Source organism: Eubacterium sp. 1001713B170207_170306_E7, assembly GCF_015547515.1.
Classification (GTDB): Bacteria; Bacillota; Clostridia; order Eubacteriales; family Eubacteriaceae; genus Eubacterium.
The window spans coordinates 83,762-98,682 of the sequence record NZ_JADMVE010000008.1 but is presented as its reverse complement, the minus strand read 5'-3'; the positions used below and the strand labels follow the sequence as shown (position 1 = coordinate 98,682).

Annotated in this window: 21 protein-coding genes; 18 read left to right on the top strand and 3 right to left on the bottom strand. The window is 45.8% G+C overall.

Going from position 1 to position 14,921, the window contains the following annotated elements; genetic code table 11:
- Positions 1 to 79: 79 nt before the first annotated feature.
- From I2B62_RS17615 to I2B62_RS17570, 10 genes are all read left to right on the top strand, one after another.
- Positions 80 to 841, top strand: coding sequence for a hypothetical protein (locus I2B62_RS17615; RefSeq protein WP_195270346.1), 762 nt, complete (start codon positions 80 to 82; stop codon positions 839 to 841).
- Positions 842 to 843: 2 nt separating this feature from the next.
- The gene (locus tag I2B62_RS17610; RefSeq protein ID WP_195270345.1) at positions 844 to 1,314 is read left to right on the top strand and encodes a Cas9 inhibitor AcrIIA9 family protein; all 471 of its coding nucleotides are present in this window, start codon (positions 844 to 846) and stop codon (positions 1,312 to 1,314) included.
- Positions 1,311 to 3,338, top strand: coding sequence for a PcfJ domain-containing protein (locus tag I2B62_RS17605; RefSeq protein ID WP_195270344.1), 2,028 nt, complete (start codon positions 1,311 to 1,313; stop codon positions 3,336 to 3,338). Before I2B62_RS17610 ends, I2B62_RS17605 begins: the two co-directional genes overlap by 4 nt.
- 11 nt (positions 3,339 to 3,349) lie before the next feature.
- Positions 3,350 to 3,640: a hypothetical protein gene (locus tag I2B62_RS17600; RefSeq protein ID WP_195270343.1), complete on the top strand. Its 291-nt coding sequence runs from the start codon at positions 3,350 to 3,352 to the stop codon at positions 3,638 to 3,640.
- Complete coding sequence (locus tag I2B62_RS17595) at positions 3,637 to 4,443, top strand: phage antirepressor KilAC domain-containing protein (protein WP_195270342.1); 807 nt, start codon at positions 3,637 to 3,639, stop codon at positions 4,441 to 4,443. Before I2B62_RS17600 ends, I2B62_RS17595 begins: the two co-directional genes overlap by 4 nt.
- Positions 4,444 to 4,454: 11 nt before the next feature.
- Positions 4,455 to 4,715: a hypothetical protein gene (locus I2B62_RS17590; RefSeq protein WP_195270341.1), complete on the top strand. Its 261-nt coding sequence runs from the start codon at positions 4,455 to 4,457 to the stop codon at positions 4,713 to 4,715.
- Positions 4,712 to 5,245, top strand: a complete 534-nt coding sequence (locus tag I2B62_RS17585; protein WP_195270340.1) for a Holliday junction resolvase RecU — start codon at positions 4,712 to 4,714, stop codon at positions 5,243 to 5,245. Before I2B62_RS17590 ends, I2B62_RS17585 begins: the two co-directional genes overlap by 4 nt.
- Positions 5,246 to 5,430: 185 nt before the next feature.
- Positions 5,431 to 5,781, top strand: a complete 351-nt coding sequence (locus tag I2B62_RS17580; RefSeq protein WP_195270339.1) for a hypothetical protein — start codon at positions 5,431 to 5,433, stop codon at positions 5,779 to 5,781.
- A gap of 1 nt (position 5,782) precedes the next feature.
- Positions 5,783 to 6,376 carry a hypothetical protein gene (locus tag I2B62_RS17575; protein ID WP_195270338.1) on the top strand — a complete coding sequence of 198 codons (594 nt, stop codon included), beginning with the start codon at positions 5,783 to 5,785 and terminating at the stop codon, positions 6,374 to 6,376.
- A 21-nt stretch (positions 6,377 to 6,397) separates the two neighbouring features.
- A complete protein-coding gene (locus I2B62_RS17570) occupies positions 6,398 to 6,955 on the top strand; it encodes a helix-turn-helix domain-containing protein (RefSeq protein WP_195270337.1) in 558 nt (185 codons plus the stop codon).
- Between the two features lie 85 nt (positions 6,956 to 7,040).
- Here the strand turns inward: I2B62_RS17570 and I2B62_RS17565 are convergent, their stop codons facing one another.
- The 3 genes from I2B62_RS17565 to I2B62_RS17555 form a co-directional block, all read right to left on the bottom strand.
- Positions 7,041 to 7,241 carry a helix-turn-helix transcriptional regulator gene (locus I2B62_RS17565; protein WP_096920289.1) on the bottom strand — a complete coding sequence of 67 codons (201 nt, stop codon included), beginning with the start codon at positions 7,239 to 7,241 and terminating at the stop codon, positions 7,041 to 7,043.
- Positions 7,242 to 7,246: 5 nt separating this feature from the next.
- On the bottom strand, positions 7,247 to 7,405 hold the full coding sequence (locus tag I2B62_RS17560) for a hypothetical protein (protein WP_167495204.1): 159 nt from the start codon (positions 7,403 to 7,405) through the stop codon (positions 7,247 to 7,249).
- A 63-nt stretch (positions 7,406 to 7,468) separates the two neighbouring features.
- Positions 7,469 to 7,615: a hypothetical protein gene (locus tag I2B62_RS17555; protein WP_167495203.1), complete on the bottom strand. Its 147-nt coding sequence runs from the start codon at positions 7,613 to 7,615 to the stop codon at positions 7,469 to 7,471.
- Positions 7,616 to 7,740: 125 nt separating this feature from the next.
- On the opposite strand from I2B62_RS17555, the gene I2B62_RS17550 reads away from it, so the two are divergent.
- From I2B62_RS17550 to I2B62_RS17515, 8 genes are all read left to right on the top strand, one after another.
- Positions 7,741 to 8,538, top strand: a complete 798-nt coding sequence (locus I2B62_RS17550) for a DNA adenine methylase (RefSeq protein ID WP_195270336.1) — start codon at positions 7,741 to 7,743, stop codon at positions 8,536 to 8,538.
- 209 nt (positions 8,539 to 8,747) lie between these two features.
- A complete protein-coding gene (locus tag I2B62_RS17545) occupies positions 8,748 to 9,050 on the top strand; it encodes a hypothetical protein (protein WP_195270335.1) in 303 nt (100 codons plus the stop codon).
- Positions 9,047 to 9,385, top strand: coding sequence for an HNH endonuclease (locus I2B62_RS17540; protein ID WP_195270334.1), 339 nt, complete (start codon positions 9,047 to 9,049; stop codon positions 9,383 to 9,385). The genes I2B62_RS17545 and I2B62_RS17540 overlap by 4 nt, the downstream gene beginning before the upstream one ends.
- Before the next feature lie 110 nt (positions 9,386 to 9,495).
- The gene (locus tag I2B62_RS17535; protein ID WP_195270333.1) at positions 9,496 to 9,807 is read left to right on the top strand and encodes a hypothetical protein; all 312 of its coding nucleotides are present in this window, start codon (positions 9,496 to 9,498) and stop codon (positions 9,805 to 9,807) included.
- Positions 9,797 to 11,464, top strand: a complete 1,668-nt coding sequence (locus I2B62_RS17530; RefSeq protein WP_195270332.1) for a terminase TerL endonuclease subunit — start codon at positions 9,797 to 9,799, stop codon at positions 11,462 to 11,464. Before I2B62_RS17535 ends, I2B62_RS17530 begins: the two co-directional genes overlap by 11 nt.
- A gap of 9 nt (positions 11,465 to 11,473) precedes the next feature.
- Entirely contained in the window at positions 11,474 to 12,700 is a 1,227-nt protein-coding gene (locus tag I2B62_RS17525; protein ID WP_195270331.1) for a phage portal protein, read from the top strand.
- Positions 12,669 to 13,445 carry a head maturation protease, ClpP-related gene (locus I2B62_RS17520; RefSeq protein ID WP_195270330.1) on the top strand — a complete coding sequence of 259 codons (777 nt, stop codon included), beginning with the start codon at positions 12,669 to 12,671 and terminating at the stop codon, positions 13,443 to 13,445. Before I2B62_RS17525 ends, I2B62_RS17520 begins: the two co-directional genes overlap by 32 nt.
- Before the next feature lie 2 nt (positions 13,446 to 13,447).
- On the top strand, positions 13,448 to 14,911 hold the full coding sequence (locus tag I2B62_RS17515) for a phage major capsid protein (RefSeq protein WP_195270329.1): 1,464 nt from the start codon (positions 13,448 to 13,450) through the stop codon (positions 14,909 to 14,911).
- Positions 14,912 to 14,921 lie beyond the last annotated feature (10 nt).

The window sequence follows — 14,921 nt, the reverse complement described above, 5'->3', positions numbered from 1 at the left end:
AACGGCTTAAAATCGGGCCTTTGAAGCCCGTTTAGCATATTAACATTTAGACACTTAAGGATACTGAAGGTGGTAAAGCATGTATGAAAAGTGGACAGTAGAAGCAGGGAACACAATTGAAGTTAAAAAGACATACGCCTACCGGGAGTGGCAGAAAGGAAAACCAAGAGCCAGGAAGAGCCGGCCAACAAGCGAAGCCCAGAAGAAAGTAAACCGAAACAAGCAGGAAGCCCAGATCAGGGCATACATAAATGAGAATTTCTGGGAAGGTGACCTTCACATTGTGCTGCCGTACCGGATCTCGGAAAGACCAAAAGAAAGAGCAGTGGCCAGGGCGCATTTGGCGAAGTTTCATAAAGATTTACGCCGGCACTGTAAAAAAGCCGAGATCGACTATAAATACATCGCTGTGACCGAAGTCGGAAAACGGGGCGCGTTTCATCATCACATCGTGCTCAACAAAATGGACACCGCCGTCATCGCAAAGCTATGGCCATACGGAACCGTACAGTTTAATCACCTGGATAACCGGGCCGATCATAAAAAGCTGGCACACTATCTTATCAAGTATACCGATTATGAATTTGACCACTATGAGGACCGGAAAGGAAAGCGCCGGTTCAATACCAGCCACAACCTGATCCGGCCAGAACCCAAAATACAAGCCGTAAAAGCCGAGCGGTGGATCCGCGAACCCAAACCCCAAAAAGGCTACTACATCGACAAAGAATCCGTTTATATGGGGAAGAATCCATTCAATGGAACACCCTACCAATTTTACAGAATGATCCGGCTGAATCCGGTCAATCCAAACGAAAAAAGAAAAGTAAGGAAGTGCTGAAAATGACAGAAATCATTGAACAAGCCATCGAAAAAATTAAAGAAGAAAGCAAAAACAAAAATATAACTGATCGGAAAGCACAGGTCATCAAGGCAAGCGTTGTCAAGACACTAAAGTATTTCTGCAGCAGTGAACAATTCGCAGAGGCGGTCATGATGCCGGACAAAACTCTGGATAAATGTCTCGAAAACATCGTCAAAGGTACGGGGAACGGGATCAGCGATCTGGAAGCTTACAAGCGCGCTGCGGAATATTATCTTCCGGGATCCGATGTTGATTTTAAGATGATCATCCGGATCGGTGACAGTGCTATGATTACCCAGCATGATGGAAGCCAGGCAAGCAAACGGAAAAAGGCTGAAACAAAGAAACAATCTGTGAACAAACCCAAAAAAAGGCCATCAGTCAAAGAAGAAACGCCGGGATATATCCAGTACAGCATGCTGGACTTTTTAAAGGAAGGCCAGCAATGAGAATAAAACAGTTTGAAGCCAGGCCCTGGCCGGCATTCCCGGGATATAGGGTCGAAGACGAAAACCAGGGAATCATCGAAGTTGAGGGAAGTCTCTTGATCATGACCATCTTTTCAGGAGAAGGAACCCGGAAAATCCGCACTTTCTTAGACATGGAGAAAATGGATTTTATTCATCAGGTCATGACCAGTTGTAAAGAAGAGGGATACCGGTGGTCACAGGCAACACTTGAAAATCTGCAATTTCAAGGCGATGCCGAGGATTTGGGATATAACTTTTATGATAAAACTTACTTTTCTGAATCCGACAAACAGAAAATAAATCAGTTTTTTAGTGAAGATACCCCGAATGCCATAAAGCAGAATTGCTGGAAGGCAACACATATTTTAAGCTGGTACATGGAAAGGATTGCCAATGACCGCTATCTTCAGCGAAAAGAGGCCAAAGAACAGCGCGTTAAAAATCAAATGGAAATGATCGGGGATCGGCCAAAAGAATTAGAGGCATGGATCAATAATCATGCTTTTGGACAGATCATCTTTTTCAAGCGGAAAGGCAGAAAAATTAAAGGCTATTGCACTGCCTGTCGTCAAACCGTCCAATTAGAAAAGGCTGTTCATAACGAACTGGGCAGCTGTCCCCTCTGCGGCCATGCCGTAACCTATAAACAAAATGGTCGGGCCAGAAGCGCCATACAGCAAAAAAACATCGCGGTTATCCAAAGACATGGAGAAAAAGACATTGCCGTCCGTTACTTTAAGGTCGAACACGCTTTTTCAAATACGCCAGAACCAAAGCAGAGAAGACCTGAAAATTATTACGATGAGTTAATGCGGTTCATCTTTGACACCGAGAAAAGAAAAGTGAAAAAGTATGAGTTTCCCACAGAGGCCGCTTATTGGCGAACAGGGCGAACAGACTGGTATGAATCCGAGGGAATGGGGCAGAGGAACATGCAGTTCGAGCTTTTTCCAGACAATGTGGATGCAGTGCTGCAGGGAACACCATTCCAGTATTCAGCGGTCAAGGAATTTTGTGCACATTTTAAAAAAGCAGATGTTGCGGGATATCTCAAAGCTTATCAAAGCTTTCCGGAAATTGAGTACCTTACAAAGGGCAGTCTCTGGGAAATGGCCAAAGACATGGCAGATTTTGGCTATTGGGAGAGCAAAAAGTACCACGATAGAGGAAAAGACCTCTGCGCGATGTTTGATATCGACCGGCAGGATCTGGACATGATCAGAAAAAATAATTTTGGAATCCAGGACGTTGAAGGTTTGAGAACATTGCGAAAAAAACAGGTAAAAATAACCGAACAGGACGTTCTGTTCTATAGGCGGGAAGGGATTCGAATTAGCCGGATGACAGATCTTCCAGAGGGCATCAGGATCAGGAAACTGGTCAACTATCTTTACAGAGAATGCCAGAAAGAAAAATGGATTCAGCGAGGATACAATGCCGGAGACCTTCTGGGTTTAGTCTATAGGGATTATTTAACAATGGCCCAAAATGAGGGATATGACATTACCAATGAACGGATATGGAAACCAAAAGATCTGGACGACGCTCATGACCGGCTGGTTAATATTAAAAATGAGCGATTGGAAGCAATGAAAAAAATAGAGGAAGCGGAAAAAGAAAAAATAATTATTGCACGGGCTGAAAAGTTAGATACGCTTTTCCGCTTTGAGCGTTTCAACATGGTCATTCGTGCGCCAAAAGACAGCGAGGAATTTAAAAAAGAAGGACCGGCAAATGGCAACTGCGTAAGCTTGTATTACTCCAAACATGCGGCAGGGATTACTAATATTTTCTTTATCCGCAGAGTAGAGGAGCCGAATAAACCTTATTTGACCCTGGAACTGAACAATAACGGAGAGATCGTGCAATGCACTGGCGCCGGAAACAGGAAGCCAAGCAGGCAGGAACAGTATTTTATTGATATGTGGCAGAAAATCAAAGTGCCAAAGGCCATCAAAGCCATGCAGACAGGAAAGAAATCGCTGCATTCGGTGGCAGTATAGGAGATGTGGTAATGAAAGCACTTGTAATAACCGTCCCAGATGGTTTTAAAACCGCAGTGGTCACCGTCACTTATGAGGGTGCCGAGGGAAAAATCGATCTCGAGACAAAGTCCACCAGAGGCAAGGACACAAACTGGGCCCTGGACTTTTCAGATGCCGGCGCGACAGAAAAGTCCAATAAAGGGACCTTTATGGAATGTAATGACTGTGCCATCAATCCTTATTGTCTCGTTGACGTGGACGGCTTCTGCCTGAAAGAAGCAATGCAAAAGAAATCCGCAGAAGAGGAGGAAGAAACATGAATCACCTTACCATGACCATCAACGATGAACAGATCCAGGTCAAGGAATACCAGGGCACCCGTGTGGTCACCCTGGCCGATATTGACCGGGTCCATAAGCGGCCGCCGGGAACCGCCAGAAAGCGGTTCAATTTTCACCGCGAACACTTCACAGAGGGCCTGGACTACTTCGTCCTAAATACGGACGAAGCCAGAAAACACTTTAATACCATGGCACCGAATGGACTGATCCTGGTAACAGAATACGGATATCTGATGTTAGTTAAAAGTTTCACCGATGCTTTGGCCTGGGAAGTTCAGCGCAGCCTGGTCAATCATTATTTCAGAGCAAAAGAACAGCGGCAGGAGCTGCCGACCGGAGAAAACCTTCTGGCCATGGCCGTACTGGAAGCCCAGAAGCTGCTGGAAGCCAAAGACCAGACCATACAGCACCAGGAAGCACAGATAAAAGAGCTGGCCCCAAAGGCCGATTATACGGATACCATCCTGGCCAGCAAAGACCTGGTCAACATGACACAGATCGCGAAGGACTACGGCATGGGCGCCAAGACCATGAACCTGCTGTTAAAAGACCTGGGGATCCAGACCTACAACGGCAACCAATGGGTCCTGACCTACAAATATCAGAATAAAGGATACGCGGCCAGCGCCACCGCCAGTTATTACCACCAGGACGGAACCATCGGCAGCCGGATGCATACCAAGTGGACCCAGAAAGGCCGCCGGTTTCTGTATGAGGTTTTAAAGCAGCGGGGAATCCTGCCCATCATCGAGCAGGAGAACCTTTATAAAAGGGCAGAGTAAAGGAGAAAAGAATGGAAGCAAACAAAACAACCAACGATTATGTCAAATACGTTCACGAGTACCTGAAGAATTATTATCCATACGTGGAAACCGCCGTCTGGCCAGATGAGATCGCCGGGGTGCCAGCCATTAAAATCATTGTCCTGGATAAGCAGAGAGGGAAACCAGCGAAATTAAAGCTCTTCGTACCACCCGAACAAAACTGGCACTTCAGCCTGACAAGCGTAAAAAACCGGATCAACAAGCAGTTCGGTTATACGGTGCTCTTATGAGTGGGGCAATCGGAAAAGACCCGCGTCGGCAGCTCCAGGGCTACACCAGTAAGAAAAAAGGCCAGGCATTTGAAGCCATCATCGCGGCCGCCTGCCGGGCATACCGCGTAGAACGCACTGCCTATATCGATAAAACACCCGAACCCATGCGCGTCATCGGTCGAGGGCAGAAAGGCCAGTTTACCGCGATCTTTGAGAAAAAAGCGCAGCCCGACTTTAAAGGCACCCTGTCCGGCGGCCGGGCGGTCTGTTTTGAAGCCAAAAGCAAGGAAGGGGATCGGGCCAACCAGACAGCCGTTACCCAGGAACAGAAAGAAGCCCTGAACGACCATGCCGATCTAGGCGCGGTAACCTTTGTGCTGCTGTGCATGAACCGCATGGATTACTACCGGGTGCCCTGGCGAATATGGCGGAACATGAAAAAGCGCTATGGCCGGATGTATATGACCTTAGAGGAGCTGGAGCCCTTCCGGATCCGCTTTGACAATACCCTGAAATTTCTGGAGGGCATCCATGAAGCCGGACTTTGAAGATAAGACCTGCCCACCTGGCTGCCGGTTTAAGCATTTCAGAATCTTCCCGGTAGAGGAAGCCAAAAAAGACCGCTTCTTTTGTACCCGGTACAAAAAGCTGCTTAAGAAACGGTATGTCAGAGGGCATGACCGCGTGTATAAATGCACCGAATGTCAGTATGAACTATGAAAGGAGCCAAAGCATGTATTTAAGCGAAATCGGATTAGAAAAGGCCGAAAAAGGCCTGCAGCATATCTTTGATATCGAGGATGAAAAAGTAAGGAAAAACATCAAAGATCGGCGCACAAACGCCGTCGATAAACGGAAAGTAAAGATCGAGCTGGTTTACGAACCCTCAAGTGACCGGGACTTTGTCACCATCAGCTATTCCATAAAATCCGATCTGGCCCAGATCCAGGGCGGCGCGATTCAAGTGGAGCTGCTGGAAAATGGTGAGGAGCGGCCAGCCATCACCGAGAATCGGATCGATGGGCAGGTGGATTACCGGGATCTGGCGGTCGATGAGGACGGCGTGATACAAGGAGAGAAGTAACATGAAGATTAAATTGATTATGGAAAAGAAAAATCTGACCGTTGACTTGGAAAGCCAAAAGGCCGAGCAGCTCTTCAACGTTTTTGCCCTGAAGCTTTTGGGGCTTGAGGAAGGAACACCGGTCGCAGAAATCGTGTCCGATATTGTACTTTGCAGGGACCATTGTACCGCTGATACAGCGGCGGTTGAGCAGAAGTTGCCGGAAATTGTGATCGATCAGCGGATAAGCGCGCCGATCCACGAGGCGATACGCCACCAAGAGGTGGTCAATGAAACGAAAAACACCTGGGAACAGGAATGCTTTGAAAAAGGTTATAAAGGCTTTATGTATATCCGTTGCCCAAAATGTGGGGAAATTAGAGGATTTAACGCGAAAAAGGAATCACGTTCATTTATCTGTGAGGAATGCGGCATTGTAACGCCCTTCGAGGAGCCTTTAAAACGTCTATACCTTAACTGCGAATGCGGCCGCCGGTTTACCTATTGGACGAACATGACCGAAGAAATGTTTGATATACCCTGCATTGAATGCGGGATGCCGGTGCCGGTGATTCATAATCATAAAAAAGGCATTTATGAGACGGTAAAAGGATAAGCAGAAGAAAAGGAGGCTGAAATGGCTAAGGATATTGACGTTAAGGAGCTGGTGAAGCTGGCAGCAGCAGAAGGGGCAAGAGTGGCCCTGGCAACCGTGGAAAAAGAGAAGCAAAAGGCCAGAAGAGGCCGAAAAGACAGAAGGTTAAGAAATACCAAGCTGCTATTAAAAAACTACCGCTTGCTGAAGGAGCATTGTGAGGGCGCTGTATATACCGATGAGCAGGTAGAGGATGAAAGCATCATTGATTTTATGGTAATGATGGAAGATCCAGGATATAGCGATAAAGTCTTTGTTGAGAGTATTGGAAAAAGTGCTGCGCGGACCCAGCTGATCATGCAGCATATTGAAAAGATGATGGATATTTACAAAGTCATTTCTGAACAGAGTGACCGAAAAGAAGATCAAAGAAATTACTGGATTATCTGGCATTTCTACGTCAGTGATGAACGGCTGACAATCGAGGAAATTGCAGAACGATTTAATGTGGATCGTTCAACCATATATCGGGCAATCAACTCCGGTACAGAGATTTTATCAGCCCTTTTTTTCGGAATTGACGGGATTAACAAGAAGTGATGCGACAAACATGCCATTGACATGAAACAATGGTCTGTAGTATCATTAGGGTAGACAAATAGGAAGTATGCAAAAAAGCCGAGGATTATTCCCCGGCTTTTTCGTCTTTTGTCCTACAAAGTTCATCGAGAGTCACTTCCAGGGCGTCGGCCAGTTTAATGGCATTGGATACGAGACAATCGCCACGCTTTTCGATTTCCTGGATGGTCCGGCGGGAAACACCGGAACGCTCAACGAGTTTGGGGACGGAAAGACCTTGGCTTAACCGTATGGCTTTCAGGTTCATGGTCTTTACTCCTTTTTGTCTTTTTGTACGGCTGAAATCAGAGCAGATACCGCTGAAATGAAGGCTGCAAAGGTAAATGCTGTTTTAGCAAATCCACTAAAAAGATTGCCGGTGGTTAAAAAACCAGCTGTCAAAACAAGACTGATTAAAGTTGATTTTTTCATGGTTTTACATTATACTAAAGGAAAGGTAGGGTACTAAGGGCTTTCACCCTTTTCCCCTTGTCTTTACCGCTTTCGTTTGCGTTTCCTTGGACGGTTCTGCTTGCGTTTAGCGGTTTTTTTGATGGATATTATCAGGGCAATCGTGGCGATGATGTTCGTCCAGATACTCAAGATAATATCAATCCAGTCCCTTTGATTAATGTGTCTCACTCCTTTCTCTTAAGATACTTATATTATAGCACAATATATTGTGCTAGTCAAGCGGATATGCAGAAAGTTTTTATCTTTTTAGCACCAGATTTCTGGTGCTTTTTTTATTGCAAGGAGGAGAGCAAATGATCAGTATTCCATTTTCAGGCAGCAAGCGGAACCGGTACAAAGAAGTCAAACAGATCATACAGGATAACGGATATAAAAAAGTCTATGAAGCCTTTGGGGGCAGTGCCGTCCTCAGCGTCAACCTATTCAGAGAGGGCCTTGTCGAGCGTGCGGTCATAAACGATTATGACCGGCTGTTTGATTTATATCCGGCCTATCTGGACATTAAGGACACCTTGATTCAGAAGTGCCTTGAAGCAGGTTTTATAAAGAGTAATAAGCGTCTTAATGCTACCCAGCGGGCATACCTTCAAGAAATGATCGAAGGTATCGACGAAAAGTATTGGCGGCTATTGGCGAATAATTTCGTTTTTTCAGGAAAACAGACCGGGAGCCTGAAGCTTTTGGACTTCACCTATTTTCACAATGATATTACCACGGATAAGCAGCGGGAATACTTACAAACGGTACAGCAGATGGAACGCGTATCCATGGACTACAAAGCATTTTTAAAGCAGTATTTTAAAGACTTCGATGACACCACGATGATCATACTGGATCCACCCTACATGAACAGCACACAGAAAGCCTATGATAACCGGTATTTCTTTGGCTTAAGTGCAACCTTGCAGATGCTGCAAATGGTTAAGGAAATGCAGGTGGATTTTATCTTTTTCAATATGATCGAGCGTGATGTGATCGAAGTCCTTAAGATATTTGGATTCCAGGACTTTGAAGTCAGCACAAGGCGAATTACCCAGACGTCCACCTCCAGCCGGGAGGATTGTCTGGCGTATGTCAAAAATCATTTTTAATTCGTGGACTATGACCTCGGTAAGCTCTGGCGCTGAGGTCTTTTTCATTGGAGGAAAGATAATGGAGATTCTTTATTTATGTGACCGCAAGGCCTGTAAGCAATGCGGTATCAACGCAGAACACTGTAAACACACAACCGATATAAGGCATGCCATAAACTTTTGCGGTGAGGAAACCTTGGATTTATACATTGAAAGAGAGGGAGCCAATGAACCAGGCACTAAATCGGACTGAACTGAAATATTATTTCAAAGTGACCGGAGGATTCGCAGATCAGTACCGGCGTGATATTGAGCGAATGATCCAGAGCTTGGATTATGGTGAAGATGCTATTGATTTTGAAATCTATGATGAGATGGAGTACCGTCAGGATGATGATATCATCGTGAATACCTTCACGCTCAGCGTTCTTATGCTTGGCACATCAAAGGAACAGGAGGACACGCTGAAGCAGTTGATGACGGATAGATACCAGGCGCGGTTAGTTCATGAACAGCGATTTGCCAGATGACCAAACATCAGATTGACTTTGTAAGAGACTGCATCGCCAACAGAGATATGCATGCCTTTTACACCTGGACACCGTGGGAGAAGGTACGCCTGGACGCGTTGAAGCTGGACAAGTTCGAGTGCCAGCACTGCAAAGCCAAAGGCAAATATACCAAGGCAACCACCGTGCATCATGTGAACCACGTCAAGCAGCATCCAGAGCTGGCCTTGTCACTTTGGTATGAAGACTGCGAAGGAAAGCGGCGGCGTAACCTTGTGAGCCTGTGCCATGATTGCCACGAAAAAGAGCATAATTATCGAAAGAAAAAGAAGCCGGTAACCGCAGAACGATGGTAATGGCCCCCCCTCAAAAAAAATTCACTATGATAAAGCAAACGGGAGACCGGTGGGTGGGTATGCAAGCAGGGAGAGTATAAAAATCCGGGGACCGCAGGGAGGTGAGGTAAATGGCGAGGCCGCCAAGTGAAGAAACGTTAAAAGAGCGAACCCGCGAAAGTATTGAAAATATGCTAAAAGAGCGCGGTTTGGAAGAACGCGTTTATAAAGATTACGTGGACCAGTACATGGATTTTTATGAGGATTTAAAGTTCATAAATAAAGCCATAATGGAAGTAAAATCCGATGATAATTCTGGGCTTCGGGCTGTCACCGATGCGACCGCCGAGAAAAGGAGGATTTCTTCAGAAATGCGCAATATCTTAACCTTTTTAGGTTTAAAGCCACCGGAAGATAAGGGCGGTGGTAAAGTTGCGCTATAGCCCGTATATCGACCCTTATATCAATAGAATACTGAAAAATGAAGTAGAGCATTGTAAAGAACAGGAACAGATGATTCAAAATATTGTGATCCCTGTCCTGGATCGTGACGATGTCATCATTAACAACGAAAGAATTGAGGAGGGTTTATCGCTCCAAAAGTATTTCCCATACAAGCTGATTGAATGGGAAATTTTTCTTTTTGCGTTAATTGTTGGCGTCTTAACGACCGATGGCGATATTTTTTTCAGTGATATACGGATTATTATTGGCCGTGGATCCGGTAAAAATGGGTTCATTTCCTTTCTTTGTTTTTATTTTTTATCACCTTACCATGGAATCACAGGATATAACGTGGATCTGCTTGCCAATAGCGAGAACCAGGCAAAAACGAGCTTTAACGATGTCTATGAAATTATTGATGATCCGGTTGAGCCGGAATACCGCAAAGCATTAAAAGCAAATTACTACCATACAAAAGAAATCATCAAAGGCATTGAGACAAAGTCGGTGCTGCGCTTCAATACCTCATCCAAACGCGGGAAGGATTCAAAACGCACCGGCTGTGTTATTTATGATGAAAAGCACGAATATCTGGATGATACCAATATCGGAACCTTAAAGTCTGGTTTGGGAAAGGTGCCACACGCCCGAGAGATTACGATCACCACCGATGGGCATGTGCGTGGCGGTGTACTGGACCGGGAAAAGGAACAGAACAAAAAAATCCTGTCCGAGTACAATCTGGACAATCGTACCCTGGTCTTTTGGTGCCGCATTGAAGCGGAAAGTGAATGGAATCAAATTGACAAACTGGTCAAGGCAATTCCAAGTCTCAACGATTTTAAATCCCTGCGAACGACCATTTTAAAAGAAATACGGGAAATGCCCTACACGCCAGACTATTATCAGACGTTTATGGCCAAACGGTGCAACTACCCCGTGGGGAATCAGGAAGTAGAGGTGGCAACCTGGGAAGATATTCAGGCGGCCACGAAAGATTATGATTTTTCCTTCACTGGCCGGGAATGTGTTGGCGGCGTGGACTATTCCATGACCAATGACTTCACGGGCGTCTGTCTCTTGTTCAAACAGGGGGAAGGTTATGTGGTGCTGCATCACACTTTTGTCTGCCGACAGAGCAGAGATCTTCGGGGGATTGTGGCACCATTGGCAGAATGGGAAGGAAAAGGCGATCTGACCTTTATCGACGATGTTGAGATCCCGGCAGAAACTGTGGCGAGCTGGTTCGCGGAACAGATCCGGCGTTACAATTTAAGACTGAAAAAAATCGGGATTGATAAATTCCGGTACGGCTATCTGAATAAAGCTTTTAAAGCCATCGGGTACGATGCTTTTGAAATCAAGAATATCCGTATTGTCAGGCCGTCGGATATTATGCAGGCGGCACCGCTCATCAATTCTGCTTTCATCAACCAGAAGATTGCCTGGGGAAAGACACCAATCATGGCCTGGATGACCAATAACGTTAAAAAGGTCATTGATGGTGGGAATGTCCGGTACGACAAACAGGACCCGCATTACAGAAAGACCGACACATTTATGGCGTTTGTGAACTGTATGGTTCTGGAGGAAGAGCTGGGAGGCCAACAGGCTGATCTGGGAATGCTGCAAAAGATGAAAGCTTATACATTTTAGGAGGTGTTTATGGGTTATGGATTTGGAAGCCGGCGGACAATGGGCAAAGCGAAAGAGCTTGCCATCAACCAGACAACACAAAACAATGTTGTCCACCATATTAATTTTTTTGAGGATGAAGCCTTTGTGCGCATGGGCGGAGAGTTATATGTCCGGGATTTGGCCTTTTACAGCGGTGTCAACCGTGTGGCCAACGCGGTCAGCAAATGTGAGTTTAAGACCTTTGCGGCTGGCCAGGAAATGAAAGGGGATGAATGGTACCGATGGAACATTGAGCCGAATAAAAATCAAAGCGCCAGTGCTTTTGTACAGAAATGGATCACAAAGCTATATGAGGACAATGCAGCCCTGGTCATTGAAACTCAGGATAAACAGCTTTTAGTCGCAGATAGTTATTTAATGACCGAGTATGCACTTTATGACAATGTTTTTTCGCAGGTCCAGGTAAAAGATTTTACGTTTTTGAGGACCTTTAAAGCATCAGAGGTGCTGTACTTTGAACTGAACTCTAAAGATATGCGGCGTTTATCGAATGGTATTTTTGAACTGTTAAAGAGTATGATCAGCCATGCAAAGGCTTCCTATGAAACCGCAGGCGGTGTTAAAGGGATTATGGTGATTGACGCTTTGGCAAGTGGCGCCCCAGACTTCCAGGATAATTTTGAAAACATTGTTTTGCCCCAGTTTAAAAATTTTGCGAAAAGCAGCAATGGTATGCTTCCGTTGTTTAAAGGCTACACCTATGACGATCTGACTGGTAAAGCGGGCAATAAAGATGACTATAAAGCCATGATCGAAATGATTGACATTGTTGTCAATATGACAGCCAGGGCTTTGGGAATCCCGCCGGCACTGGCCAGAGGAGATGTTCAGGATACAGGGAAAGCCGTTGATGAGCTTTTAACCTTTTGCATTGATCCGCTGGTGGTGATGCTTCAGGAGGAAATCAACCGGAAAGTATACCGAAAGGGTGTTATCGCCGGAAACCGCCTTGAAATTGATACAAAAGCCGTCAAACATATTGATCTTCTGGATGCCGGCGGCAGCATTGACAAACTGATCAGCTCCGGCGCAGAGAGCATTAATGATATTCGCAAGCTGACCGGGCAGCCGATTATACCGGAACCCTGGGCCGATCAGCATTTTATTACGAAGAATTACAGTACCATTCAGGATATTTTAAAGGCATTAGGAGGTGAAGAGAATGCCGAAAACAAAACAGATGTGGAAGCTTGAGCAGTCTGCAAAAGACAGGGATGTGCTTGAACTTTATATCTATGGCGATGTCGAGGGCGATGACCGTGACTGGTGGACCGGACAGGTGATTGAATCGGAAACGTCCGCCAACTATTTCAGAGAAACACTGGCCGCGTACCCAAACGCGAAAGCCATCCATATTTACATTAACAGCTATGGCGGAAGTGTTTTTGAAGGCACCGCAATTTACAACCAGTTAAAGAGACATCCGGCAGAGAAAGTGGTTTACGTGGACGGGTTTGCCTGTTCCGTTGCATCTGTCATTGCGATGGCCGGGGATCGGGTGATCATGCCTAAAAACGCCATGATGATGATTCACAATGCGTGGTCCTATGTCTGCGGAAATGCCGCAGAGCTTCGCAAAGCAGCCGATGATCTTGATACCATTAATCGCGGCAACCGGCAGGCCTATTTACAGAAAGTTGGAGATCGGCTGACAGAGGAGCAGCTGGTCGCCATGCTCGATGAAGAGAAATGGCTGACCGCTGAAGAGTGTATTGAATACGGCTTTGCCGATACATACGCGGATCAGGATGCCGATATCACAAAAATGGAAGAGATGCTGCAGAAAGTAAACCTGCAGCTTGAGCAGCGGTTGATGATTCAGCAGTCGATGGCCAAACAGCTTCGCAGCCTGACAGAACCCAAGCATGAAAAACAGGAACCGGAACAAAAGGAGTCCACACTCCTGCAGTTATTTTCACATTTAGTTGAGGAGGAATAAAAATGACAAATTTAGATGCATTGAAACAAGATAAAATTGCGATTTTACAGAACTTACAAAAGGCAGCAGCTGATAATGATCAGGAAGGCTTTGTTCAGGCGTTTAATGATCTGGCAGGGAATATTGAGCAATCGGTGCTGGCAGACGCGAAAGAGCTGATTGGCGAAACAGACCGCGCGGTATTGGCACAGCGTGGCATCCGGATGCTGACCAGCGATGAAAGAAATTACTATCAGAAGGTGGCCGTGGCGATGCATGATAAGGATCCGCGCCAGGCGATCGCCAATCTGGATGTTGTGATGCCTGAGACCATTGTGAACGCCGTCTTTGAAGAGCTCCAGGCCAATCATCCTTTACTTTCTAAGATTGATTTTGTAGCGGCAACCGCACTGACCAAGTGGCTGACCAATACGAATGGCCTGCAGATGGCGATCTGGGGCGAGCTGACCGATGAGATCACAAAAGAACTCTCAAGCGGTTTCAAAGAAACCGATATGACCCAGAATAAGCTTTCGGCCTATCTGCCGATTTCTTTGGCCATGCTGGATTTAGGCCCTGAATTTTTAGATCGGTATATCCGTATGGTTATGATGGAGGCGTTTGCTTTTGGTTTAGAAAACGGCATTATCAACGGCACTGGCAAAAATCAACCGATCGGGATGATCAAGCAGGTTGGTGAAACGGTCACCGTCAAGGGTGGTGTATATCCGGATAAGGAACTCGTTAAACTAACCCGTATGGATAATGTTCAGCTGGGCGCACTAACCGCGATTTTAGCGACCAATGAAAAAGGTATGGATCGCATGGTAAGTGGCCTGATTATGATCGTAAATCCGGGTGATTATTATGCGAAAGTATTACCTGCGACCCAGTTTTTAACCAATGCAGGGGTCTATGCCAACACCTTACCTTATGCGATTGAAATTATTCCGAGCCCACTCATGAAAAAAGGAAAAGCGATTTACGGGATGGCACCGAGGTATTTCATGGGATTAGGGCTTTCTGAGCAGGGAAAACTGGAGTATTCCGACGAAGTCCGCTTCCTGCAGGATCAGCGTGTTTACAAAATCAAAGGATATGGGAATGGATTTCCAAAGGACAACAATTCTTTCTTATATCTGGATATTTCAGAGCTTCAGCCAGCGGTTTATAAAGTCGAAAACATCACACCAGCGGCTGTGGCAGATAACGCAGAATTATCGGATTTAAAAATTGGGGCTCTGACCCTGACACCTGATTTTTCAACGGAAACGACCACCTATACAGCGACCACCAGCAATGCGACAAATGTTATTTCAGCGGTACCGGCCAAAGCGTCTGCAGAAATCGTCATTAAAGTTGGGGAAGATGAAATTGCCAACAATACAGCAGCGACTTGGAGCGAGGGATCGAATACAGTAACCATCACCGTAAAAGATGGTGAAGCGACAAAAACCTATACGGTTACCGTAACGAAAAACGCCTAATGAGGTGATG

What these genes read in the sequence shown, in the direction of transcription:
- I2B62_RS17615 (WP_195270346.1), top strand. Translation starts at nt 80, where the DNA reads ATGTATGAAAAGTGGACAGTAGAAGCAGGGAACACAATTGAAGTTAAA.
- I2B62_RS17610 (WP_195270345.1), top strand. Translation starts at nt 844, where the DNA reads ATGACAGAAATCATTGAACAAGCCATCGAAAAAATTAAAGAAGAAAGC.
- I2B62_RS17605 (WP_195270344.1), top strand. Translation starts at nt 1,311, where the DNA reads ATGAGAATAAAACAGTTTGAAGCCAGGCCCTGGCCGGCATTCCCGGGA.
- I2B62_RS17600 (WP_195270343.1), top strand. Translation starts at nt 3,350, where the DNA reads ATGAAAGCACTTGTAATAACCGTCCCAGATGGTTTTAAAACCGCAGTG.
- I2B62_RS17595 (WP_195270342.1), top strand. Translation starts at nt 3,637, where the DNA reads ATGAATCACCTTACCATGACCATCAACGATGAACAGATCCAGGTCAAG.
- I2B62_RS17590 (WP_195270341.1), top strand. Translation starts at nt 4,455, where the DNA reads ATGGAAGCAAACAAAACAACCAACGATTATGTCAAATACGTTCACGAG.
- I2B62_RS17585 (WP_195270340.1), top strand. Translation starts at nt 4,712, where the DNA reads ATGAGTGGGGCAATCGGAAAAGACCCGCGTCGGCAGCTCCAGGGCTAC.
- I2B62_RS17580 (WP_195270339.1), top strand. Translation starts at nt 5,431, where the DNA reads ATGTATTTAAGCGAAATCGGATTAGAAAAGGCCGAAAAAGGCCTGCAG.
- I2B62_RS17575 (WP_195270338.1), top strand. Translation starts at nt 5,783, where the DNA reads ATGAAGATTAAATTGATTATGGAAAAGAAAAATCTGACCGTTGACTTG.
- I2B62_RS17570 (WP_195270337.1), top strand. Translation starts at nt 6,398, where the DNA reads ATGGCTAAGGATATTGACGTTAAGGAGCTGGTGAAGCTGGCAGCAGCA.
- I2B62_RS17565 (WP_096920289.1), bottom strand. Translation starts at nt 7,241, where the DNA reads ATGAACCTGAAAGCCATACGGTTAAGCCAAGGTCTTTCCGTCCCCAAA.
- I2B62_RS17560 (WP_167495204.1), bottom strand. Translation starts at nt 7,405, where the DNA reads ATGAAAAAATCAACTTTAATCAGTCTTGTTTTGACAGCTGGTTTTTTA.
- I2B62_RS17550 (WP_195270336.1), top strand. Translation starts at nt 7,741, where the DNA reads ATGATCAGTATTCCATTTTCAGGCAGCAAGCGGAACCGGTACAAAGAA.
- I2B62_RS17545 (WP_195270335.1), top strand. Translation starts at nt 8,748, where the DNA reads ATGAACCAGGCACTAAATCGGACTGAACTGAAATATTATTTCAAAGTG.
- I2B62_RS17540 (WP_195270334.1), top strand. Translation starts at nt 9,047, where the DNA reads ATGACCAAACATCAGATTGACTTTGTAAGAGACTGCATCGCCAACAGA.
- I2B62_RS17535 (WP_195270333.1), top strand. Translation starts at nt 9,496, where the DNA reads ATGGCGAGGCCGCCAAGTGAAGAAACGTTAAAAGAGCGAACCCGCGAA.
- I2B62_RS17525 (WP_195270331.1), top strand. Translation starts at nt 11,474, where the DNA reads ATGGGTTATGGATTTGGAAGCCGGCGGACAATGGGCAAAGCGAAAGAG.
- I2B62_RS17520 (WP_195270330.1), top strand. Translation starts at nt 12,669, where the DNA reads ATGCCGAAAACAAAACAGATGTGGAAGCTTGAGCAGTCTGCAAAAGAC.
- I2B62_RS17515 (WP_195270329.1), top strand. Translation starts at nt 13,448, where the DNA reads ATGACAAATTTAGATGCATTGAAACAAGATAAAATTGCGATTTTACAG.